The sequence below is a fragment of the Mesobacterium pallidum genome (assembly GCF_019966535.1).
In the GTDB taxonomy this organism is placed as follows: Bacteria; Pseudomonadota; Alphaproteobacteria; order Rhodobacterales; family Rhodobacteraceae; genus Mesobacterium; species Mesobacterium pallidum.
In genome coordinates this window covers 196,034-218,744 of the sequence record NZ_JAIMID010000002.1, presented here as the reverse complement: position 1 = coordinate 218,744, position 22,711 = coordinate 196,034, and the positions used below count along the sequence as shown (strand labels likewise).

Genomic DNA, 22,711 nt, shown 5'->3' with positions numbered 1-22,711 from the left:
CGCGAAACACGTTGATTTGAGTGTTTCGGAGCAGACGAACTCCGCACACAGGGAGGCTACCGCCATGAACACGTCAGAGGTCCCGACCGGTTCCTCAAGGGTCGTTTCGGCGTTGATCGCGGGACTGGCGATCGCGCTGCCACTGGGCACAATCATCTGGGCGTTTGACCTGCTGCGGCGTGTCGGCATCCTGGTCTATCCCGAGCAGTTCGGGGCGGTGATGCTTGGCATCGCAACGGCCCTGGTCTACCTCCACGTGCCCGCCGGTGCGGGGCGGGCCAGGTCCGGGCCGGTGCCGTGGTACGACGCCCTGCTTGCACTGATCGGCATGGCGACATGCCTGTTCGTCGCACTCCGGTTTCCCGAGGTCTCGACCGCGACGTTCAAGACGACGTCGAGCCTTGTTGCGGGCTTCATTCTGATCCCGCTGTTGCTGGAAGGCGCCCGCCGGACGGCCGGCCTTCCGATCATGCTGGTGGCAGCGGCGTTTCTGGTCTTGGGGCTGACCGCCTATCTGCTGCCGGGCGACCTGATGGGGCGCAAGGTTTCGGTCAACAGCCTCGCGTCCTACCTGACCTGGAACACCAGCGCGATCCTTGGAACACCGACGATGATCGTCGCAACGGTGGTGGTCGCCTTCGTGCTGTTCGGGCAGGGTCTTTTCCTGTCGGGCGGTTCGGGGTTCTTCACGGATATCGCGATGGCGCTCATGGGTCGCTTTCGCGGCGGGCAGGCGAAGATCGCGATCATTGCCTCGGCCCTGTTCGGCACGATCTCGGGCAGTGTCGTGGCCAATGTGGTGTCGACGGGGGTCGTCACGATCCCGATGATGAAGCGCGCCGGCTACCGCCCACATGTCGCGGCGGCGGTCGAATCCGTGGCGTCGACCGGTGGACAGTTGATGCCGCCTGTCATGGGCATCGCGGCTTTCCTGATGGCCGAATTTCTGCAGGTGTCCTATGCCACCATTGCCATGGCTGCGCTGATCCCTGCGGTGATCTATTTCGCGGCCCTGTTCATACAGGTCGACCTTGAAGCCGCGCGGCACGGCATCGCCCGGGTCCCGGCCGCAGATATTCCTCGCACCGGGGATGTGCTCAGGGCAGGGTGGTACATCCCGATCCCCTTCGCGATCCTGATCGCCGGGATCTTCTGGCTGAACTACTCGCTGGACCTGTCGGCCATCTACGCGTTGTGCGCGGTGCTGCTGAGCGGCGTGCTGCTTGGATACCGCGGCCAGCAACTGCGCGCAGCCAGCCTGCTGGACGTGTTCCGCACCACCGGTCTTGGTGTGCTCGACATCTTCATGATCGCGCCGCTTGCGGGGATCGTGATCGGCGTTCTGAACATCACGGGATTGAGCTTTTCGCTCGCCCTGTCGCTGGTCGCACTGGCCGGGGGAAGCGTTCTGGCCCTGCTTGCCCTGACCGGAGCCGTGAGCATCGTGCTGGGCATGGGGATGCCCACGGTCGGCGTCTACATCCTGCTGGCGACACTGGTCGCCCCGGCCCTGATCGAGATCGGGCTGGACCCGATCGCGGCGCATCTGTTCATATTCTACTACGGCATGCTGTCCATGATCACGCCGCCCGTCGCCATCGGGGCCTTTGCCGCGGCATCGATCAGCGGGTCGAGCCCGATGCGGACCGGGTTTGCCGCCGTCCGCTTTGGCTGGTCGGCCTTCGTCATTCCGTTCCTGTTCATCTTTTCCGACACGATGCTTCTGCGCGGTGGACCGGTCGAGACCGGTATCGACATCGTCACCGCCCTGGCGGCGGTCTGGTTCATCGCCGCCGGGTTCACGGGCTATTCGCTGCGACTGATCCCGGTGTCGACGCGCATCGCCTATGTGCTTGCAGGCGTCGGGCTGCTTGTTCCGGTGAACCTCTTCGGGGGCAGTCACTGGCTCAACCTCGCGGGGTTGGGTCTGGGGGGCCTGCTTGTCGGTTCCGATTGGTTTCAACGCCGCGCCCTGTCGCCGGGCGCCCTTGCCGCCGGGGAGGGCCGCACGTGATCATCGACATCTACACACATCTTTTTCCGAGGTCGTATCTTGAACGGCTGGAATCGGCGTCGCGCGGCCTCGGGAACCTGTCGGCACGCATGAAGCAGGTGCCCGAGGTGGTCGACCTTGACGCCCGGTTTCGCGACATGGATCGGCACGGCGCGTATCGCCAGGTGATCGCCCTGCCGCACCCGGTGCTGGAAGAGGTGGCCGACCCCGCCCTTGCCATCGACCTTGCGAAACACGCGAATGACGAAATGGCAGAGATCTGTGCGACGTTTCCCGACCGCTTCCCGGCCTTCGTCGCGACCGTTGCCCTGAACGACGTCGAAGGCTCGCTGGCCGAAATCGACCGCGCCGTGAACGACCTTGGTGCGCGCGGCATCCAGATCTACACGAACATTGACGGCCAACCGCTGGACCGCCCGGAATACGCGCCGGTCTTTGCGGCCATGGCGCGCCATGACCTGCCGGTCTGGCTGCATCCTGCCCGCACGGCGGCGATGACGGATTACGCGGCCGAGGCGCGCTCGCGGTACGAGATGTGGTGGTGTTTCGGCTGGCCATACGAAACCTCCGTGGCGGTTTCGCGGCTGATCTTCTCGGGCGTTTTCGACCGTCACCCGGACCTCAAGCTCATCACCCATCACCTGGGCGGCATGATCCCGTTCTTCGACGGGCGGATCGGTCCGGGCATGGAGGTCCTGGGAAGCCGGACGCCGGACGAAGATTACTCGGGCGTGATCGCGTCGCTCAAGCGCCCCCATGCCGAGTATTTCCGGATGCTTTACGCCGACACGGCGATGTTCGGCGGAACATCCGGATTTCCCACCGGATTCCAGTTCTTTGGCGCCGAAAACATCGTCTTCGCGTCGGATGCCCCGTTCGGCCCGGTCGGAGCGTCGATTGATGCCATTCTGAGCGTGCCGCTCAGCGACCTGGACCGCGACAAGGTCATGCGCCGCAATGCCGAGCAGTTGTTGCGCCTGTCGACCGAGGCATGACCCTGCGCGATATCCAACGGGTATCGGGCCGGGGATTTTGACATGTTGCCGGCCGCGCAGTTCGTGCGTCAGGGGTGTTCAAACACAAACCGGAAGGGTTGATTAATGCCGAACATCACGTTCTGCCTGTCCGATGGACGCAAGATGGAAATCCCGGCGAAGACGGGCCAAACCCTGATGGAGGCGGCGGTCGCCAACGACGTTCCCGGCATTCTGGCCGATTGCGGCGGCGCGCTGGCCTGCGCGACCTGTCATGTCCATCTGTCCGACGCGGGGTTCGCCATCGCGGGCGGGCCCTCGGACAGCGAAGACGACATGCTCGACTTCACCGAGGCGGACCGCGTGCCGACCAGCCGCCTGTCCTGTCAGGTCGTCATCATCGATGCATTCTGCGGCGCCACTGTCATTGTCCCGCCGGGTCAGGCGTAAGGCGGCCCACCGCATCAACGCTTCAGTCCTGCAGGCCCGCCGTCACCGATTTGGGGCTTGCCGTCAGGGTCTTGGCCTTCTGGTCCTGACGCAACCCGACCCGCCGGACCATGTCGGCGAAATACTCGGCCATCGGCGTGAGCGGCAGATCGGCCCGACGCACGAGACAGATGGGCGGGGCCGTCAGGTGCTGATCCAGAGCCACGACATCGAACATGTTGGTATCGACCGGCGACCCCAGCATGTTCACCGGGACGATGGTCAGAAGGTCACTGTTGGCCACCGCGAGCAGCGTCGCGGTGGCTGACGTCGTCTGCATCTTGATGCGTGGCACGGGCAGGTCGCGCTTGGTGAAGGACAGCTCGAAATCGGCTTCGCTGGCCCGTTCGGACAGTGTCTGCTTGACCCAGCCGGCATCCACGAGGTCGGACAATCGGGACGCGTTCGCCAGCGGATGGCCCTTGCGGGCAATCACGACCCGGACCTGATCGTACAGTTTTTCATGCACGAAAGGAGAGTGTGAGCCCGGAGGCTGGTAGGGACCGACGTAGAAATCTATCTGCCCGGATGCAAGGGCGGCTTCGGCCTCCTGAAAGAAGCTTTCCGTCACTTTGACGACGGCATCGGGATATTTCCGTGAAAAGGTCTGAACGGCAGTCGGCATCATGACGAATGTCGAAACGGCCGACATGGCCACGGAGATCTGGCCCGTCAGTTCCCCTTGCAACTGGTTGACCTCTTCGCGGGCCCGACGCAATTCGGATTCGACAAGCCGCGCACGACCAAGGAACGCCTGGCCGATCGCGGTCAGTCGAATCCCTCTCTGATGGCGCTCGAACAGGGTCGCCCCGAGGTCACTCTCGACTTCCCGGATGCTGCGGCTGATGGCCGGCTGGGCAATGCCGAGTTTGCGCGATGCGCCCCGCAGGCTGCCGGTTTCGGCCGCTGCGATGACATCCCGGATATGGGTCAACTTTATCGCCATGGCATCCTCCCCGAGCAGAAGATGCGATGTTTTCCCGGCATCGGCAACGCGCTATCGGCATCTTTTTGGCACGCCCATTTCCCCGTTAGCCTGCAACAGTCGGTTTCGCCTGATCCCGTGGTGTGGAGCGGGCCGCCGAGACGGAGGCCCGGTTCCACGGCGCGCAGGTCGCGGGTGCCATCGGCCGAAACGCGCGGGAGGAACGCAAGCATGTCTCAGATGACCCAGAATTTGGCCGGTGGCTGTCCGGTAAGCGGTATCGGCACGGAATATGACCCTTATCGGCACGAGGGGATGTACAGTTTCTTCCGCCGGGCCCGCCGCGAATGTCCGATCTTCTACCAGCCCGACCTTGGTGTCTGGGTCGTGACGCGCCGCGCCGATATCGAGGCCGTGTTTCGCGACAACCTGCGGTTTTCGGCGTTTGTCGCAAGCGCCCCGATCTGCCCGGTCCCGCAAGAGGCTCTCGGCTTTTTCGCGGCCTCCGACTACACTGCGGAACCCGTGCACGTGAACCTCGATGGCCCGGCGCATATGCATATTCGCCGGATCGCGGCGCGGTTTCTCAACGTCAAGGTCTTCGCGGGGTACGAAGATGCCATTCGGGCGCTCGTCCGCGACTACATCGCCGAGCTCAGGGGGCGCGATACCGTCGATATCATCGACGCGATGATCTACGAGTTCCCGGCACGCGTGCTGTTCCTGCTGCTGGGCGAAACCGGTGTGGATCCGCTCAAGATCAAGGCATGGGCGGACAAGCGGCTCTTGTTGATGTTCGGCAAGCTCGACCATGACGAGGTGATGGACGCCAGTCGAGAGATCGTCGATTTCTGGACCTACACGAAAGGGATTGTGGCCGCTCGCCACAAGACCCCGGCCGACGATTACCCGAGCTTCCTTCTGGAAATGCGCGGCGGTGACGATTCGATCCTGACGATCAACCAGATCGAGTCCATGCTCTTTGCGCTCCTCCTCGCGGGGCATGAAACCACCACGAACGCTTCGGGCAACCTACTGAATGAACTTCTGTCCGCGCCGGACCAATGGGCGAAACTCGTGGCCGATCCCTCCCTTGCTGGCGCCGCCGTCGAAGAAGGCCTGCGACACGCATCGTCTGTCGTGACATGGCGCCGGCAGGCACTCGAAGACCTGGAGATCGCAGGTCAGCTTGTCAGGAAAGGCGAGGTCGTGTTGCTGGCCCTTGGTTCGGCCAACCGGGACGAGGGGCATTTCGACGATGGCGAGGTGTTCGACATCGAACGACGCAATGCGCGAGACCATTTCGCGTTCGGGAAGGGGCTGCACATGTGCCTAGGCGCGCCGCTCGCCCGGCTGGAAATGCGCGTGCTGCTGGAAGAATTGTCGGCCGCCTTTCCACGCCTCCAGCTTGTCGAAAATCAGGAGATCGACTGGATCCCGACCATCACGTTCCGGGGTCCGAAGTCCCTATGGGTTCGGCTGAACGGCGCCTGACAGGGCTCGGCTCCTGATCCTCGCTACCCAAGGCCCCGTCCGCAGCGTGTTGCGGTTGGTTCGGGTGTTCGGTCGGCGCGAGGAGATTTTTTTTTTCCTTCGCTCCGGTTCCCGCGCAAGAAAGGTTGCGAAGGGCATGGGGCGACCAGCCCCGGGTGCATGGCTCGGGCGGTCCCTATGCCCGTCTGCCAAACGCCTGTTCAACGACCTGCGCGAAATATTCGCGCAGGTTCGCGGACCTGCAGGGCCGCGCGCCTGCGCTTGGGATCGGGTCGTTGGATCGTGGATCCAGAGCTCCCCCGGTCCAACCGGGGCGGCGGTACGATCTCTTCCTGTCCATCTATTCGGAATCCCTGGCACATGCGCGTGGTCCGATCCGCTTTCACCTGTCCGATATACCACAGGGGCTGGCCGGTGTCGCGCCGATGATCGAGAGACAATGACGACGGGGCAGTCCGGACCCCGCGTCGACGCCGTCCACAGGCATCGCCCCTTGCGCCCGGCGAGCGCCTGCGTCCATCCTGCCGCCTGCAATAGGGGGAGGACACATATGCCAGCCAACATGCTTCAGGGCCGACATTGCCTGATCACCGGGGGCGGAGGCTCGATCGGTGCCGCCTCGGCACGGCTGTTCCAGGACGAAGGCGCGCAGGTCACGCTGGTGGACCTGGTCGCGCCCGACGCGCAGGCGCTGGGACTGGACGGAGAGGTGCTTTGCCTTGCCGGCGACGTGACCGATCCGGCCTCGACCCAAGGCTACATCGACGCGGCGGTGGCGCGCTTCGGCCCGATCGACGTGCTCTTTTCCAACGCCGGGAATTTCGGCACCGTGGCGCCCATCGCCGACTACCCGGTCGAGACCTTCGACGCGGTGCTCGCCGTCCACGTCCGGGGCGCGTTCCTGTGTGCGCAGGCCGGGGTGCCCAGGATGCGCGACGGGGGCAGCCTCATCATCACATCCTCGGTGGCGGGGGTCACGGGGGACCCGGGTGTTTACGGCTACATCACCGCGAAACATGCGCAGGTGGGGCTGATGCGGGTGCTGGCCAAGGAACTGGCCCCGCGCGGCATCCGGGTGAACACGCTGCATCCCGGGCCGATCTCGAACGGCTTCCAGCAGGCGGTCGAGGACGGGTTCACCGCCGCCACCGGCCATGACGGCACCGAATTCTTCAATTCCATCATCCCCATGGGCCGCCACGGCACGCCCGAGGAGGTGGCGCGCGCCGCGCTTTACCTGGCCTCGGACATGTCGGCCTTTGCCACCGGGACCCTGCACATGGTCGATGGCGGCATGAGCATCTGAGTCACTCGGCCGCCGCGGCCGGCGGCGTCGCGTGGCGGGCGATCAGCGCCGCGATCTCGGGCTTGCAGGATCCGCAATTGGTGCCTGCTTCCAGCGCGGCGCCGATGGCCTCGACGGTCATCAGGCCTTTTTGTTCAATGGCTTGCACGATGGTGTTGATGCCGACGTTGAAGCAGGCGCACAGCGTCGGGCCCGGATCGGGACGGTCGGCCCCGGCGCGGCCGGCCAGCAGGTGCAGGTCCTCTCCGCCCAGCAGCCCGTCGAGGTAGTCGCGCGCCAGCGCCACCGGCTGCGGCCCGGCAAAGAGCGCGGCGGTGATGCGGCCGTCTTCGACAAAGGCGACGCGGAAGAGGCCCCGGCGCGGGTCCTCGATCGTCACCGCCTCGCCGCGCGCGCCCAGCATGGCGCGAGCGGCCTCGGTCCAGTCGGCGGGGGCGGCTTCCCCGGCCAACTCCATCCGCCAGCCCTTGGCACTGCGCGTCCGGGTCCAGTAGGCGCAGTCGGGCGCGGGTTTGGATTCGCTCAATGCGAAACCGAACCAGGCGGCGCGGAAGGGCGCGACGCTCACGCGGGCCGACTTGCTGGATGGCTGGCCCGAGATCGGGTCGGTCACCGCGGTGACCGAGGTGTTGATCCGCGCGGCCGAGGCCGTCTCGCCCGTCCAGTGCATCGGCGCAAAGCAGGACCCCGGCAGCACCCGGTCGCTGGTCATCACGCGCAGGATCGACTGGCCATGGGCGTTCGACACAGTGGCGAGGCCGGCAGGCTCCAGCCCCAACGCCTCGGCATCGCGGGGGTGGATTTCCAGGTAGGGCTCGCCCAGGTGGCGGTTGAGGCGGGGCGAGAGACCCGTGCGCGTCATCGTGTGCCACTGGTCGCGCACCCGGCCGGTGTTCAGGCGCAGCGTGCCGTCGGGCAGGGCGGGGGCGGGCGAGCTGACGGGCAGGAAACGCGCCTTGCCCCCGTCGTGGAAGAACTGGCCATCGGCAAAGAACCGGCCGCCGGTGCGGCTGGACGTCACCGGCCATTGCACGGGGGCCATCGCGTCGAACTCGGCCGGGCTGAGCCCCGCGAGGCCCGAGATGTCGAAGTCGCGGCCAAACCCCGCCGCCATCCCCGACATACGCGCGTATTCGTCAAAGATCTCGGCCGGGCCATCCCAGGAAAACGCGCTCTGCCAGCCCATGCGGCGGCCCACCTCGGCCAGGATCGCCCAGTCGGGCCGCGCCTCGCCCGGCACCGGCAGCACGGGCCGCTGGCGCGAGATGCGGCGTTCGGAATTCGTGACGGTGCCGTCCTTTTCCGCCCAGCCCGTGGCCGGCAGGACCACGTGGGCCAGCTTGGCGGTGTCCGCCTCGCCGGTGATGTCCGAGACGACGACGAAATCGCATCCCTCTATGGCCGCGCGCACCGCGTCCGCTTCGGGCAGGGACACGACGGGGTTGGTGTGTATGATCCAGATCGCCTTGATCCGCCCGTCGCCCACCGCTCGGAACATGTCCACGGCCTTGAGGCCCGCGCGGTCGGGGATCGCGACCGGCGCGTCCCAGAACCGGCCCACGGCTTCGCGGTGGGCGGGGTTTTCGAGGTCCAGATGGCAGGCCAGCATGTTGGCGAGGCCGCCGACTTCGCGCCCGCCCATGGCGTTGGGCTGGCCGGTGACGCTGAACGGGCCCATGCCGGGTCGCCCGATACGCCCGGTGGCGAGGTGGCAGTTCAGGATCGCGTTGACCTTGTCGGTGCCATTCTCGGACTGGTTCACGCCCTGGCTGAAGACCGTCACGACCTTTTCCGTGCGCAGCCACATCGCGCAGAACTCGGCCAGCTCGCGGTCCGACAGGCCCGTTTCGGCACCGATGTCGGCCCAGGCGGCCTCGAGCGCGGCATCGAACCCTTCGGTATGGGCGAGGAAGGCGGCATCCAGCGCGCCCTGTTCGTGGATCTTGCGCAAGAGCGTGTTGAAGACGGCCACGTCCGCCCCCGGCGCGATGGCAAGGTGCAGGTCGGCGCCGTCGCAGCTGGCCGTGCGGCGCGGGTCGATGACCACGACGCGCATCCCCGGCCGCGCCTTGCGCGCCGCCGCGATGCGCTGGAACAGCACCGGGTGGCACCAGGCAAGGTTCGATCCCACCAGCACCACCAGGTCGGCCTCTTCCAGGTCGGTGTACTGCCCCGGCACGGTGTCGGTGCCGAAAGCGCGCTTGTGGCCGGCCACGGTCGAGGCCATGCACAGCCTTGAATTCGTGTCGATATTCGCCGTCCCCATGAAACCCTTGGCGAGCTTGTTGGCGACGTAGTAATCCTCGGTCAGCAATTGCCCCGAGACGTAGAGCGCAACGCTGCCCGGCCCGTGGTCGGCCAGCGTCTCGGTGAACCGGTCGGCGACGGTTTGCAGTGCGTCATCCCATCCGGCGCGCTGCCCGTTCACCAGCGGGTGCAACAGGCGGGCCTCATGGCCCACCGTCTCACCCAGCGCCGCGCCCTTTGAGCAGAGGCGCCCGAAATTCGCCGGGTGGTCCGGGTCGCCCCGGACCGACAGCCCCCCCGCGCCGTCCGGGCGCAGCAGGACACCGCATCCCACGCCGCAATAGGCGCAGGTCGACTTGATTTCGGACACCTCGGCCATCAGGCGGCACTCCGCGCGACGAGATCGGTGGCGTCCAGAAGGATGCGCCCGTCTTCCACCCGTGCAGCGTAGGTGGCGACCTGTCCCTCGTCCGCCCCCTTTGCCACCCCTGAATTCAGATCGAACACCCAGTTGTGCAGCGGGCAGGTGACGCTGCCCCCATGCACGATCCCCTCGCTCAGCGGGCCGCCCTTGTGCGGGCAGCGATCGTCCAGCGCATGGACCTCGTCCTCGCCGGTGCGGAACACGGCGACGCAGCCGCGCGCCGTCTTGACCACGCGGGCGCCGCGCTGGGGGATGTCCTCGAGCGCACCTATGTCGATCCAGTTGGTCATTCTGCGGCCTCCTGCACGAGGTTGGCGATGGGGGCGTAGCGCGGCTGTTCGCGGGCCACGTGCTCCGCCCAGGGGTCCTTGCGGTAGATGCTCTGGCTCAGCTCGAACCGGTCCACGAGCGCCTGGCGGTTGGCGACGTCTTCGACCACCTGTTGCTTGACCCAGTCGAGCCCGACCTTGGCGACCCACTTGTAGGGCCGGTCGAGGTACTTGGCGTTCTCGCGGTAGAGCTGGATGAAGGCGCGGGTGTAGTCGAGCACCTCTTCTTCGGTCTTCACGTCGGCCAGGCGCTCGGTCTCCTTCACGTCCATGCCCGCGGCGCCCGCGACACCGACCTGGTAGCCGCTGTCGACGCAGATCACGCCCACGTCCTTGCAGGTGGCTTCCGCGCAGTTGCGGGGGCAGCCCGAGACGGCCAGCTTGACCTTGTGCGGGGTCCAGGACCCCCAGAGCGCCTTTTCCAGCTTGATCCCGAGGCCCGTCGAATCCTGCGTGCCGAACCGGCAATGGTCGGTGCCGACGCAGGTCTTCACGGTGCGCAGACCCTTGGAATAGGCTTGGCCCGAGACCATGCCGGCGTCGTTCAGGTCCTTCCAGATGGCCGGCAGGTCTTCGCCCTTGACGCCCAGCAGGTCGATGCGCTGGCCGCCGGTCACCTTGACCGTGGGCACGCCGTACTTGTCGGCCGCATCGGCGATGGCGCGCAGCTCATCGGGGGTGGTGATCCCGCCCCACATGCGCGGCATGACGCTGAACGTGCCGTCCTTCTGGATGTTGGCGTGCTTGCGTTCGTTGATGAAGCGGCTTTGCAGGTCGTCCTTGTAGTCCAGCGGCCAGTCGGCCAGCAGGTAGAAGTTCAGCGCCGGGCGGCAGACATGGCAGCCGTCCTTGGTCTTCCACCCCAGCTCCTGCCAGACGGCGGGCATGGATTTCAGTTCGGACGCCTTGATGAGGCGCCGCACGTCCTCGTGCGTGAGGTCCGTGCAGCCGCACATCGGCTGGGCGGCGGGCATCTTGAAATCGTCGCCCAGGGTCACGGCCAGCACCTGTTCGACGAGCCCCGTGCAGGTCCCGCAGGAGGCGCTGGCCTTGGTCGTGGCCTTCACCGCGCCCAGGTCGGTCGCCCCGGCCTTGATCGCGGCGACGATGTCGCCCTTGCATACGCCGTTGCAGCCGCAGATTTCCGCATCATCCGGCAAGGCTGCAACGGCTGCCAAAGGGTCCGCCTGGGCACCCCCCTGGAAGGCCGGGCCAAAGATCAGCGTATCGCGCATCTCGGCGATGTCGGCACCGTCCTTGATCAGGCCGAAGAACCAGTTGCTGTCGGCGGTGTCGCCGTACATGACGGCGCCCACCAGCTTGTCGCCCTCGATCACCAGGCGCTTGTAGACGCCCCGTGCCGGGTCGCGGAAGACGATGTCCTCGCGCGTGTCGCCATCGGCGAAATCGCCCGCGCTGAACAGATCGCAACCCGTGACCTTGAGCTTGGTCGACAGCTGCTTGACCACGAAGGTATCATCCTGCCCCAGCAGGGTTTTCGCCAGCACCTTGGCCTGGTCGTACAGCGGCGCGACAAGGCCGAAGACGTTGCCCTCGAACTCCACGCATTCGCCGACCGCGTAGATGTCGGGGTCGCTGGTCACCATCTGCGCATCCACGTGGATCGCGCGGCCCACGGCGAGGCCGCTGTCCTTGGCCAGCTGGACCTGCGGGCGGATGCCCACGGCCATGACCACGATGTCTGCGGGCAGGTCGGTGCCGTCGACAAGGCGGACGCCCTCGACCTTGCCGTTGCCGTAGATCTCCTTGGTCGAGGCCTCGGTCAGCACGGTGATGCCGCGGCGTTCCAGGTCCTTTTGCAGCAGGTAGCCGGCCGAGGGGTCGAGCTGCCGCTCCATCAGGTGGCCGGCGAGGTGCAGCACCGTCACCTCCATGCCGCGCAACCTCAGACCGGCGGCGGCTTCCAGCCCAAGAAGGCCGCCGCCGATCACCACGGCCCGGGCCCCCGGCGTCGCCGACGCCTCGGACATGGCAGTGGTATCCTCGAGGTCGCGGAAGGCGACCACGCCGGGCAGGTCATGGCCCGGGCAGGGGATGATGAAGGCCGACGACCCGGTGCCGAACACCAGCTTGTCGTAGGGCACTTCGCCGTTCTCGCCGATGACCACTTTGCGGTCGCGGTCGATGGATACGACCTTTTCGCCGAACCGGGTGGTGATGCCGTGGACGGCATACCAATCCTCGTCATGGGTGACGATTTCCTCAAAGGATTTTTCGCCAGACAGCACCGGGCTCAGCATGATGCGGTTGTAGTTCCCGCGCGGCTCGGCGTTGAAAAGGGTGATGTCGTAGGCGGTGGGGTCGGCCTCGATCAGGTGTTCGAGGGCGCGACCAGAGGCCATTCCGGCCCCGATGACAACGAGTTTCTGCATCTGAGGGGCCTCCTTCAGAGATACCAGGCGACGACATGGGCAAGCCCATCCGCGCCGTAGAGGGGCAGGGCGACCATCGAGGTGTAGCCTGCCGCGATGCCGGCGCCGGTTTCGACCACCGGCAGGCCGGTGCCCAGCACCTGGCCGATGGGGCCTTGCCAGACGCGTGCCTCGCGCGGGCTGTCCTCGTCCCACAGCGCGCCTTCGCGGGCGCAGATGCCGTCGGCCAGAACCGCGCCGCCCTTGGCGCCGCGCTTGGCGGCGCGGGCGTCCCAGATCTCGAACCTCCGGGCGATGGGGGTGCCGCGGGCCGACAGCAGCGTCAGCACGTAATCGGTGCCCGAGGGCGTCGGGATCGGCAGGCCAAGGCCGGTGGTCAGCCCGGCCTTGCCCGCGCTTTCGGCGCGGATGAAGCGGTAGCCGGAACCCAGATCGCGCATCAGGATCGGCGTGCGCGCGGCCCAGACCCCGCCCGGCAGGCCTTGCCCGCGCGGGAAATGGGTGTGCTGGCTGACCCATTCGAAATGCTTGGCGGCGCCGTAGTAGCCGTCGTCGAGCATCAGCAGGCCGTCCTTCTCGGCCCAGACCTCGATCGCGCCGGTGCGTTCGCCGTCATCACCGCAGAGCACGACGAGCACGGCCATCAGGGCGGCGCCGTCGAAGACCGGGATCGCGACGGCGCTGGTCAGCCCCGCCTCGGCCGCGGCTTCGGTGCGCTTGAAATAGCTGCCGTCGAAGGCTTTCAGCACCACGGGCCGCGCCTCGCTCCAGGCCTTGCCCGGCAGGCCCTCGCCCTTGGCAAAGGAGGTGGCGCGGGACGCCTCCTCGAAGGCCGAGAGCGTGCCGTATTCGCCCTTGGCGAGGACCAGCCGGTCCCCCTCGGGCACCCAGACCTCTGTCACCTCGATGAAGGTGCGGGTCGGCGTGTCGATTGCAATGTCCATGTCTGTCACTCCGCCGCGATGGCCGCTTGGGCCGGCTTGGATTTCGGCTTGGCGCCGTGTTCGTATTCCTCGAGGAAGTTCAGGACCTGCTCGCGGTAATTGTAGTAATCGGGGTGTTCCAGCAGCGCCTTGCGCGACCGGGGCCGGGGCAGGTCGACGTTGACGATCTTGCCGATGGTGGCCTGGGGCCCGTTGGTCATCATGACCACGCGGTCGGCCAGCATGATCGCCTCGTCCACGTCGTGGGTGACGCAGATTGCGGTCACCTTGGTGCGCGACCAGACCTCCATCAGCACTTCCTGCAGCTCCCACCTCGTGAGGCTGTCGAGCATGCCGAAGGGTTCATCCAGCAGCAGCAGCTTGGGGCTGAGCGCGAAGGCCCGCGCGATCCCGACCCGCTGGCGCATGCCGTTCGACATGTCGGACGCGGGCTTGTCCATGCTGTCGCCCAGGCCGACGCGTTCAAGGTAGTATTCGATCACGTCCTGGCGTTCGGCCTGGCTGGCCTTGGGGTAGACCTTGTCGACACCGATGGCGACGTTCTCCTTGGCGGTCAGCCAGGGAAAGAGGTTCGGCGACTGGAACACCACCGCGCGTTCGGGGTCGGCCCCCATGACGCCGCGCCCGTCCAGCTTGATGACGCCCTTCGAGATGTCGTTCAGCCCGGCGGCCATGGTCAGCACCGTGGACTTGCCGCAGCCCGAGTGGCCGATGAGCGAGATGAACTCGCCCCGGTCGACCTTGAGGTTGAAATCCTCGACCACCGTCAGCGGGCCCTTGGGGGTCGGGTAGATCTTGTGCAGCTGCTCGAAGGTGAGAAAGCGTTCGTCGATCAGACCTTCCTGCGCCTTGGCCACGGCCGTGGGCACGCCGTGGATCGGCGTCACGTCGGGCAGCAGGCGCGAGCCCTCGGCGCGGGCCTCGATCCCGATGTCCATGAGGTAGGTGGTGACCTTCGCGCGCAGGGCCTTGAAGGTCTCGTCATGGTTCATCGCGCCGCGGTCGCGCGGGCGGGGCAGGGTGACCGGGAATTCCTCGCCCAGAGTGCCGTCGGGCGTCAGGGCGATGATGCGGTCGGCCAGCAGGATCGCCTCGTCCACGTCGTTGGTGATCAGCACGCAGGTCTGCTTTTCCTCGGACCAGATGTGTTCGATCTCGTCCGCGAGGTTGGCGCGGGTGAGCGCGTCGAGCGCGGACAGGGGTTCGTCCAGCAGCAGCACCTCGGGCTTCATCGCCAGCGCCCGGGCGACGTTGACCCGCTGGCGCATCCCGCCCGACAGCTCGGCCGGGCGCCGGGCGACGGCGTGGGAAAGGCCCACCATCTTGATGTAATGCGCGGCTTTCGCGGCCTTTTCCGCCTTGGGCATGCGGGGGAAGACGGTGTCGATGGCGAGCATGACGTTGCCTTCGACCGTGAGCCAGGGCATCAGCGAATAGTTCTGGAAGATCACGCCGCGTTCGGGGCCCGGGCCGTCGATGGGCTTGCCCTTGAACGTGACCTGGCCTTTCGAAGGCTGCTCGAGCCCCGCCATCAGGTTGATCAGCGTGGTCTTGCCGGTGCCCGAGAAGCCGAGAAGGACGAGGAATTCGCCTTCCCGCACCTCGAGGTCGATGTCCTTCAGCACGTGGGACGCGTGGGTGCCCTGGCCGAACGACTTGGAGACATTTTCGAAGTTGAGAATACCCATGGTCTTTTCCTTTCTGCGCTACCGCTTCGCTCCTTGAGCGCGGGGGTCAGCGGTTGTTCGAGAAGGTGAAGAGCGATTGCAGGGCGAACATCACGCGGTCGAGCAGGAAGCCGATGATCCCGATGGTGAAGACGGCGACCATGATCTTGGCGAGCGACTGCGACGACCCGTTCTGGAACTCGTCCCAGACGAACTTGCCCAAGCCGGGGTTCTGGGCCAGCATCTCGGCCGCGATCAGCACCATCCAGCCCACACCGAGCGACAGGCGCAGGCCGGTGAAGATCAGCGGCAGGGCCGAGGGCAGGACCAGCTTGGTGATCTTGGTCCAGGTGTTCATCTTGAGCACCTTCGAGACCGAGACGAGGTCCTTGTCGATCGAGGCGACGCCAAGCGCGGTGTTGATCAGCGTCGGCCAGAGCGAACAGAGCGTCACGGTGATGGCCGAGATCAGGAAGGACTTGGCAAAGAGCCCGTCGTTGGTGGTGTAGACCGCCGAGACGATCATGGTGACGATGGGCAGCCAGGCCAGCGGCGAGACCGGCTTGAAGATCTGCACCAGCGGGTTGATGGCCGAGTTGGCGGTGGCCGAGAGGCCGGCGAGGATGCCCAGCGGGATGGCGATGGCCGAGCCGATCAGGAAGCCGAAGAACACCGTCTTGATCGAGGTCCAGATCTGCGCGTAGTAGCTGGGCGCGCCGGTATAGGCGACGTCCTTGACCTCGTCCGCGCGGCCGGCGTCTATCAGCTTCTGGTTGCGCTTGTCGACCATTTCCTCGAACTTGGCCTGCTTGACGGCCTTGGCCTGCGCGTCGGCATGCAGGTTCACGGCCTCTTCCCAGACCGCGGCGGGGCCGGGCACGGCGCCAAGCGAGGTCTGCACCTTGGGCGCGAGCGTGCCCCAGAGCAGCAAAAAGCCGAGGATGGCCAGCAGCGGCACGACCAGCAGGCGCCAGATCTCCGTGACTTGCGTGCGCGGGTTGTCCCCGGCGGCGGCCTTGAGGATCGGCGTGATCCAGGCGAGGCCCAGCACCTTGAACCAGGCGTCGGCCTTGTTGATGCGGGTAAAGAGACGGGCGCGCCGGGCTTCCTTGGCTTCCTGCGCGGCGGCGAAATTCGGGTCGGCGGTGGTCATGGGGCTGGTCCTTGCGGGTCGGGGCTGGGTCGTATTGGTCCGGTGGGCGACGCTCGCTTGCGCATCGCCCCGCCCACCGTCCCTTGGGAGGGGAGAGAGAGGAGGAGGGGGTTAGCCCTGCACTTCGGTGCCGACGATGATCTGTTCGCCCTTGAGACCGATCGAGAGGGTCTCGAGATAGGCGTTCGGGGCGCGGCCGTCATAGGCGATGCCGTCGATCACGTCCTCGGCCGGGGTCGGCGCCTTGTAGCCGTCGCTGTCCCAGGGGAAGTCGGCCTCGTTCGCCAGGCCTTCGTCGACCAGCAGGCGGGCCGCCTCGAGGTAGATCTCGGGCTTGTAGACCGACTTGGCGACCTCGTCGTACCAGCTGTCGGGCTTGGCCTCGGCGATCTGGCCCCAGCGGCGCATCTGGGTCAGGTACCAGACGGCGTCCGAGTAGAACGGGTAGGTCGCGTTGTAGCGGAAGAACACGTTGAAGTCGGGCACCTCGCGGGTGTCGCCCTTTTCGTATTCGAAGGTGCCGGTCATCGAGTTGGCGATCACCTCGTAATCGGCGCCGACATACTCGGGGCGCGACAGGATCTCGACCGCCTCGGGTCGGTTGGCGTTGTCGTTCTCATCAAGCCACATGGCCGCGCGGATCAACGCCTTGGTGATGGCGAGCGTGGTGTTCGGGTTTTCCTCGGTGAACTCGGCCGACAGGCCAAAGACCTTCTCGGGGTTGTTCTTCCACAGCTCGTAATCGGTGATGACCGGAACGCCGATGCCCTTGAAGACGGCCTGCTGGTTCCAGGGCTCGCCCACGCAATAGCCGTGGATCGTGCCGGCCTCGAGGGTGGCGGGCATCTGCGGCGGCGGGGTGACCGACAGGAACACATCGGCGCCGATCTGGCCGGTCACGTTGTCGGGGCCGTAAAAGCCCGGGTGCAGCCCGCCGGCGGCCAGCCAGTAGCGCAGTTCATAATTGTGGGTCGAAACGGGGAAGACCATGCCCATGTTGAAGGGCTTGCCCTGGCTCTTGTAGTTTTCGACCACCGGCGCCAGCGCGGCGGCGCTGATCGGGTGCTGCGGGCGGCCGTCCTCCATGGTGGGGATATTCGGCTTCATCTCTTCCCAGACTTCGTTCGACACGGTGATGCCGTTGCCGTTCAGGTCCATCGAGAAGGGGGTGACGATATGCGCCTCGGTGCCGTAGCCGATCGTGGCGGCCAGCGGTTGGCCGGCCAGCATATGCGCGCCGTCGAGCTTGCCGTCGATCACGCCGTCCAGCAGCACCTTCCAGTTGGCCTGGGCTTCCAGCGTGACGAAAAGCCCTTCGTCGAGGAAATAGCCCTGTTCATAGGCGACGGCCAGCGGCGCCATGTCGGTCAGCTTGATGAAGCCGAAGGTCAGTTCGTCTTTTTCCAGTTCCAGCATCTCGGCCATGGCCGGGGTCACCAGCATGGTCGTCGCAGCCAGCAGTGCAGAAAGTCGCGTCATGTCTTTGGTCCCTGTGGTTGTCCCCCTGGTCGCTTGGTCCCTGGGGGGCGGTAAAAACGGAAAAAGCCGCCGACAGCCTTGCGCGAAAAGAGGCGCAGGGTGTCGAGCGGCTTTGCTCGGCGTCCCGGTCATTCGGGGAGGAGGGTGTGAAGAACCCGAACGCCATTGTTCGGATATGTCCCTTTTGCCTTGATTCCGCGATCGCGGCAAAAACATTCGATTGAGGCACAGCATTATGCAGGACCCGTGCACGCGTTTGCCTAAATGCTGGTCACTCCGGCAGGCTGGGGTCGAAAACCGCGCCATCAAAGAAACGATCCGCGCGCAGAATCAGGTCGCCGCCCACCGCCGGGACCGCAAGGTCCTGGGGCAACCCGCCCTCGACCTTGGAGGACGACGTGGGCAGGGCCGAGGGCATCTCGGCCATGGCGGCGCGGTAGATGTCCGAGCGGAAGATCGCGCCGGCGGTGGCGATGGCGTCGCCTTGCTCCAGCCCGGTGCGCAGGGCCAGGCGATGCCCGAACCAGCGGCCCTGGCTGCGCCAGGGAAAGTTGGCGGCGCCCTGGTGAAAGCAGACGAAGACCGGGCAGTCGCGCCGCTCGCCCCGGGGCGAGACGACGAAGCGGCCCGACAGGGCGCGGTCGATCAGCAGGGGCGAGACGTCGAGGTATTCGGGCCGCGACAGGATCTCGCTGGCCGAGGACCGGTTGCCCGGCTGCGACAGCCAGCGCCCGGCGCGCCAGATCGCGCGGATCGCGGCATGCAGCGCGGCGGGCTGCTCAAGGTCCCAGCCCTTGCGCAAGGCCAGCACCTTTTCCGGCGCATGGTTCCAGATCGCCCGGCCGGGCAGCAGGAGCTCGGCCGTGCCCTCCTCGACCGCTTCGGAGCCCCAGGGCTCGCCGACGCAGAACAGGTCGATCTCGCCTGCGGCCACGGCCTCGGACATGCGCGGGGGTGGCACGGTGTGGATCTGCAACCGGTCGCGGGCGGCGGGGTCGATGGCGCCCAGCCAGTAATCCACCAGTTCGTAATGGGTCGAGAAGGGGAAGGGGATGCCCACCCGCAGCGCGCGCGGGCCGACCGACAAGAGGGCCCGCCCGACCGAAAAGGCATCGAGGAACCCGGCCGTGGGCGCGGCCTTGGCGACGCGTGCCGCGAGGTCCCGCGCGGCGCCGATGACCGAGCCGTTGATCGACAGCACCATCGCCACCTCGAGCTGCACGGGCGAGGGCGCAAGCCCCAGCCCGATCGCCACCGGCAGCGGCGCCAGCAGGTGCGCGAGATCCGCCTGGCCCAGGGTCAGCGCGTCGCGCACCACCGACCAGGACGGCGCCTTCATCAACTCGAGCGTGATGCCCTCCTCGGCGGCGAACCCCAGCTCCTGCGCGATGATCAGGGGCGCGGCGTCGACAAGCGGCACATAGGCCACGGGGATACGCAGACCGGCGTTCATCCCAAAAGGTCCGATGCGGTGACCAGCGCCTCGGCGACCTGGATCAGCTTGCGCCCCTGGTCCATCGCCGTCTTGCGCAGCAGGCCATAGGCCGCGTCCTCGTCGATCCCGCGGCGGCGCATCAGGATGCCCTTGGCGCGGTCGATGGTCTTGCGTTCCTCCAGCGCCTGCTTGGTCGCCTCGAGCTCGCGCCGCATCCGCTGGAACATGTGGAACCGGGTGATCGCGGCATCAAGGATCGGCCGGATGCGCTCGGGCCGCAGCCCTCCGACCACATAGGCCGACACCCCGGCCTCGATGGCCGCGCGGGTCATGGAATTGTCGCTCTGGTCCACGAACATCGCCACGGGCCGCTCATTGGGCGAGGCGGCGAGCGTCAGTTCCTCCAGCACGTCGCGCGAGGGGTTGGCGATGTCGATCAGCACGATATCCGGGTTTTGCTCGCTCACCCTGCGGGCCAGCGCGCTTTCCTCGGTGATGACGTGGATGTCGTGGTCCCCAAGCTCCTTGAGCCCGTCCACGATGATGCGCACGCGTTCGGGGTCCTTTTCGACGACGATGATCTTCAGCCGCGTTGCCATGGCCTAGGCGAAAACCCCCAGGCAGCGCACCAGATCCCTCTTCATCTTGCCAAGTAAACTCCTGGGGGGTCTGGGGGGCAAGCAGCCCCCCAGCGCGACCCGCGACACGGGCACCACGCGAAAGATCATACCGACACCCCCGCCAGGATCGTCTCGCGCGCATGGTCTCCCTTGCGCCCTTCCAGCATGACCGACCCGCGCCGCAGCACGGTGAAGCGGTCGGCAAGGGTGTAGGCAAAGTCGAAATACTGCTCGACCAGCACGATCGCCATCTCGCCCTGGTCCCGCAGCAGCTCGATCACCCGGCCGATCTGCTGGATGATGTTGGGCTGGATGCCCTCGGTCGGCTCGTCAAGGATCAAGAGCTTGGGCCGCGTGATCAGCGCCCGGGCAATCGCCAGCTGCTGCTGTTGTCCGCCCGACAGGTCCCCGCCGCGCCGGTGCAGGAACTCCTTCAGAATGGGGAAGAGCTCGTAGATGTGGTCGGGGATGACATGGTCCGATTTCGGCAGGCAGGCAAAGGCCGTCTCCATGTTCTCGCGCACGGTCAGCAGGGGAAAGATCTCGCGCCCCTGCGGCACGTAGGCGACGCCCTTCTGCGCCAGGATGTGCGAGGGCAGGACCGGCAGCTCTTCGCCATCCAGCACCATGCGCCCGCCGGAGCGCGGATGCGCGCCGGTGATCGCCTTCATCAGAGAGGTCTTGCCCACCCCGTTGGTGCCCATGACGCAGGTGACCTCGCCCTTGGCGGCCTTGAGGTCGACCCCGTTCAGGATCTGGCTGTGCCCGTAATGCAGGGTCAGCCCCTCGATCTCGAGCATGGTCTTGGTGGGGGCTTCAGCGGCCAAGGTAGACATCGACGACCTCCTGGTTGGACGTGACGTGATCCAGGCTGCCCTCGGCCAGCACTGACCCTTCGTGCAGCACGGTCACCTTGCAGTTCAGGCGGCGGACGAATTCCATGTCGTGTTCGACCACGACCACAGCGCGTTTCTTGGCCACCTCGACAAGGATGGACGTCGTGTGCTCGCGCTCGGCCGGGGTCATGCCGGCGGCGGGTTCGTCGACGAACAGCAGGCGCGGCTCCTGCGCCAGCAGCATCCCGATCTCGAGCCATTGCTTCTGGCCATGGCTCAACTCGCCCGCCTTGCGTTCCAGTTGGTCGGTCAGGCCGATCTCGGAGGCCAGCTCCTCGACCCGCAGTATGTCGGGGCGTTTCGGCTTCCAGAAGATCACCGAGAACGGCCGCCGGTCGTTCTGCAGCGCCATCAGCAGGTTTTCGTGGACGGTCTGGTCCTCGAACACCGTGGGCTTCTGGAACTTCCGCCCGATGCCGGCCTGGGCGATCTTGGCCTCGGACATCTTGAGCAGGTTCTCGCCCTTGTCGCCGTAAAGGATGCGGCCCTCGTTCGGCTTGGTCTTGCCGGTCACGATGTCCATGAAGGTGGTTTTGCCCGCCCCGTTCGGCCCGATGATGGCGCGCATTTCCGCCTCGCCGATCTGGAAGCTGAGGTTGTTGATGGCGCGGAACCCGTCGAAGGTGACCGAGACGCCCGAGACTTCAAGCAGCGTGCTCATTCCTGTGCCTCCTTCTCGCGCAGGGCGCCCTGGTCCGGGCCAAGGTCGGCGCCGTGGCGGTCGGGCCGCTTGCGCTCGAGCCAGAGGTCCACGAGGCCGCCAATGCCCGCGGGGGCAAACAGCGTGACCAGCACGAACGAAAGGCCCAGCAGGATCAGCCACCAGTCGACCCATTGGATGGTGTAAAAGCCCAGCGGGATGTCGGGCGCCTGTCCGCCGGTGAAATAGGTCGACACCAGGCTGACGAAGGCCGCGCCGATGACCGCGCCGTATAGCCGGCCGCGTCCACCGATGGCGACCCAGACCGCGAGGTAGATCGAGGCGATGGGCGCGATCTCGGCCGGGTTGATGATGCCCGCCTGCGGGTAATAAAGCGCCCCGGCAATGCCCGCGATGCAGGCCGTGACGGTGAAGATCACCAGCTTGTACCCCTCGACCGAGTAGCCCAGGAAGCGCACGCGCTGTTCGTTGTCACGGATGCCGCGCAGGACCGAGCCGAACTTGCCCGACACCAGCCAGGCCGCCAGCAGGTAGCCAAGGCCAAGCGCGAGGGCAGAGGCCCAGAGGAACCAGAGCGAGATCCAGTCCTGGCTGACATCGCCCAGCCCGGGCAGGTTCTGCAGGCCCGAGAGGCCGTTGTTGCCGCGCAGGCCGGAATCGTTCTGGAAGAGGTAGAGCGACAGCGCCAGCGTCATCGCCTGCGTCAAGATCGACAGGTAGACGCCCGTGACGCGGCTGCGGAAGGCCAGCCAGCCGAAGACCAGCGCCAGGATGCCCGGAACCAGCACGACCATCAGCAGCTGCAGGGGCAGCGAATGGGCGAACATCCACACGGTCGGGAAGTCGGACGATCCGACCACGCCGAAGATCTGCGTGCCGATGGCGTCCACCACCTCCTGGTCCGTGGGCGGGATCGCCACATTGGCCAGCGAGCCGACGACGATTTCCTTCGTGCGGGCATACATCAGCCACATGCCGATCATGTAGCCGCCAAGCCCGAAGAAGGCGAAGTGGCCAAGGCTCAGGATGCCGGTGTAGCCCCAGACCAGGTCCATCGCGATGGCGATGAGGCACAGGCACAGCGTCTTGCCCAGCGTCTTGACGAAAGAGGTCGAGATGACCCCGGTCCCCATCGCCTCGGACATCAGCGTCACGCCGATTGTGAAGATCGCGAGCACCAGGATGAAGATCAGCACGCTCGGGGTGCGCAGGAAGAAGCTGCGGGGCGGGGTGCCGAAGCCGGGGGTTGCGGTCATGTCTG

General features: G+C 66.4%; 18 protein-coding genes. 5 read left to right on the top strand and 13 right to left on the bottom strand.

Annotation, left to right across the window (positions count from 1 at the left end; genetic code table 11):
* Window positions 1–64: 64 nt before the first annotated feature.
* From MF270_RS03760 to MF270_RS03750, 3 genes are all read left to right on the top strand, one after another.
* A complete protein-coding gene (locus tag MF270_RS03760; protein WP_238364519.1) occupies window positions 65–2,014 on the top strand; it encodes a TRAP transporter permease in 1,950 nt (649 codons plus the stop codon).
* Window positions 2,011–3,009, top strand: a complete 999-nt coding sequence (locus tag MF270_RS03755; protein ID WP_238364518.1) for an amidohydrolase family protein — start codon at window positions 2,011–2,013, stop codon at window positions 3,007–3,009. The genes MF270_RS03760 and MF270_RS03755 overlap by 4 nt, the downstream gene beginning before the upstream one ends.
* A gap of 105 nt (window positions 3,010–3,114) precedes the next feature.
* Complete coding sequence (locus MF270_RS03750) at window positions 3,115–3,438, top strand: 2Fe-2S iron-sulfur cluster-binding protein (protein ID WP_238364517.1); 324 nt, start codon at window positions 3,115–3,117, stop codon at window positions 3,436–3,438.
* A gap of 22 nt (window positions 3,439–3,460) precedes the next feature.
* Here the strand turns inward: MF270_RS03750 and MF270_RS03745 are convergent, their stop codons facing one another.
* The gene (locus MF270_RS03745) at window positions 3,461–4,423 is read right to left on the bottom strand and encodes a LysR substrate-binding domain-containing protein (RefSeq protein ID WP_238364516.1); all 963 of its coding nucleotides are present in this window, start codon (window positions 4,421–4,423) and stop codon (window positions 3,461–3,463) included.
* Between the two features lie 210 nt (window positions 4,424–4,633).
* On the opposite strand from MF270_RS03745, the gene MF270_RS03740 reads away from it, so the two are divergent.
* Both MF270_RS03740 and MF270_RS03735 read left to right on the top strand, forming a co-directional pair.
* Window positions 4,634–5,896, top strand: a complete 1,263-nt coding sequence (locus MF270_RS03740) for a cytochrome P450 (RefSeq protein WP_238364515.1) — start codon at window positions 4,634–4,636, stop codon at window positions 5,894–5,896.
* A gap of 562 nt (window positions 5,897–6,458) precedes the next feature.
* Entirely contained in the window at window positions 6,459–7,202 is a 744-nt protein-coding gene (locus MF270_RS03735; protein WP_238364514.1) for an SDR family NAD(P)-dependent oxidoreductase, read from the top strand.
* A gap of 1 nt (window position 7,203) precedes the next feature.
* Here the strand turns inward: MF270_RS03735 and MF270_RS03730 are convergent, their stop codons facing one another.
* The 12 genes from MF270_RS03730 to urtC all read right to left on the bottom strand — a co-directional run bounded on the left by MF270_RS03730 (window position 7,204) and on the right by urtC (window position 22,706).
* Window positions 7,204–9,828, bottom strand: a complete 2,625-nt coding sequence (locus MF270_RS03730) for a nitrate reductase (protein WP_238364513.1) — start codon at window positions 9,826–9,828, stop codon at window positions 7,204–7,206.
* Complete coding sequence (nirD, locus tag MF270_RS03725) at window positions 9,828–10,163, bottom strand: nitrite reductase small subunit NirD (RefSeq protein WP_238364512.1); 336 nt, start codon at window positions 10,161–10,163, stop codon at window positions 9,828–9,830. The genes MF270_RS03730 and nirD overlap by 1 nt, the downstream gene beginning before the upstream one ends.
* Window positions 10,160–12,595 carry a nitrite reductase large subunit NirB gene (gene nirB, locus MF270_RS03720; protein WP_238364511.1) on the bottom strand — a complete coding sequence of 812 codons (2,436 nt, stop codon included), beginning with the start codon at window positions 12,593–12,595 and terminating at the stop codon, window positions 10,160–10,162. Before nirB ends, nirD begins: the two co-directional genes overlap by 4 nt.
* Window positions 12,596–12,609: 14 nt before the next feature.
* Complete coding sequence (locus tag MF270_RS03715) at window positions 12,610–13,539, bottom strand: GAF domain-containing protein (RefSeq protein WP_238364510.1); 930 nt, start codon at window positions 13,537–13,539, stop codon at window positions 12,610–12,612.
* 5 nt (window positions 13,540–13,544) lie between these two features.
* Window positions 13,545–15,227, bottom strand: coding sequence for an ABC transporter ATP-binding protein (locus MF270_RS03710; RefSeq protein WP_238364509.1), 1,683 nt, complete (start codon window positions 15,225–15,227; stop codon window positions 13,545–13,547).
* Between the two features lie 46 nt (window positions 15,228–15,273).
* Window positions 15,274–16,359, bottom strand: a complete 1,086-nt coding sequence (locus MF270_RS03705) for an ABC transporter permease (protein WP_238364508.1) — start codon at window positions 16,357–16,359, stop codon at window positions 15,274–15,276.
* Between the two features lie 111 nt (window positions 16,360–16,470).
* Window positions 16,471–17,838 (bottom strand): CmpA/NrtA family ABC transporter substrate-binding protein, encoded by a 1,368-nt coding sequence (locus tag MF270_RS03700; RefSeq protein WP_238364507.1) that lies wholly within the window; start codon window positions 17,836–17,838, stop codon window positions 16,471–16,473.
* A 271-nt stretch (window positions 17,839–18,109) separates the two neighbouring features.
* Window positions 18,110–19,291, bottom strand: a complete 1,182-nt coding sequence (locus MF270_RS03695) for a CmpA/NrtA family ABC transporter substrate-binding protein (RefSeq protein WP_238364506.1) — start codon at window positions 19,289–19,291, stop codon at window positions 18,110–18,112.
* Window positions 19,288–19,872 carry an ANTAR domain-containing response regulator gene (locus MF270_RS03690; RefSeq protein ID WP_238364505.1) on the bottom strand — a complete coding sequence of 195 codons (585 nt, stop codon included), beginning with the start codon at window positions 19,870–19,872 and terminating at the stop codon, window positions 19,288–19,290. The genes MF270_RS03695 and MF270_RS03690 overlap by 4 nt, the downstream gene beginning before the upstream one ends.
* Window positions 19,873–19,997: 125 nt before the next feature.
* Window positions 19,998–20,693 carry an urea ABC transporter ATP-binding subunit UrtE gene (gene urtE / locus MF270_RS03685; RefSeq protein WP_238364824.1) on the bottom strand — a complete coding sequence of 232 codons (696 nt, stop codon included), beginning with the start codon at window positions 20,691–20,693 and terminating at the stop codon, window positions 19,998–20,000.
* 16 nt (window positions 20,694–20,709) lie between these two features.
* Window positions 20,710–21,450: an urea ABC transporter ATP-binding protein UrtD gene (gene urtD, locus MF270_RS03680; protein ID WP_238364504.1), complete on the bottom strand. Its 741-nt coding sequence runs from the start codon at window positions 21,448–21,450 to the stop codon at window positions 20,710–20,712.
* On the bottom strand, window positions 21,447–22,706 hold the full coding sequence (gene urtC, locus MF270_RS03675; RefSeq protein WP_418887857.1) for an urea ABC transporter permease subunit UrtC: 1,260 nt from the start codon (window positions 22,704–22,706) through the stop codon (window positions 21,447–21,449). The genes urtD and urtC overlap by 4 nt, the downstream gene beginning before the upstream one ends.
* Window positions 22,707–22,711: the final 5 nt, after the last annotated feature.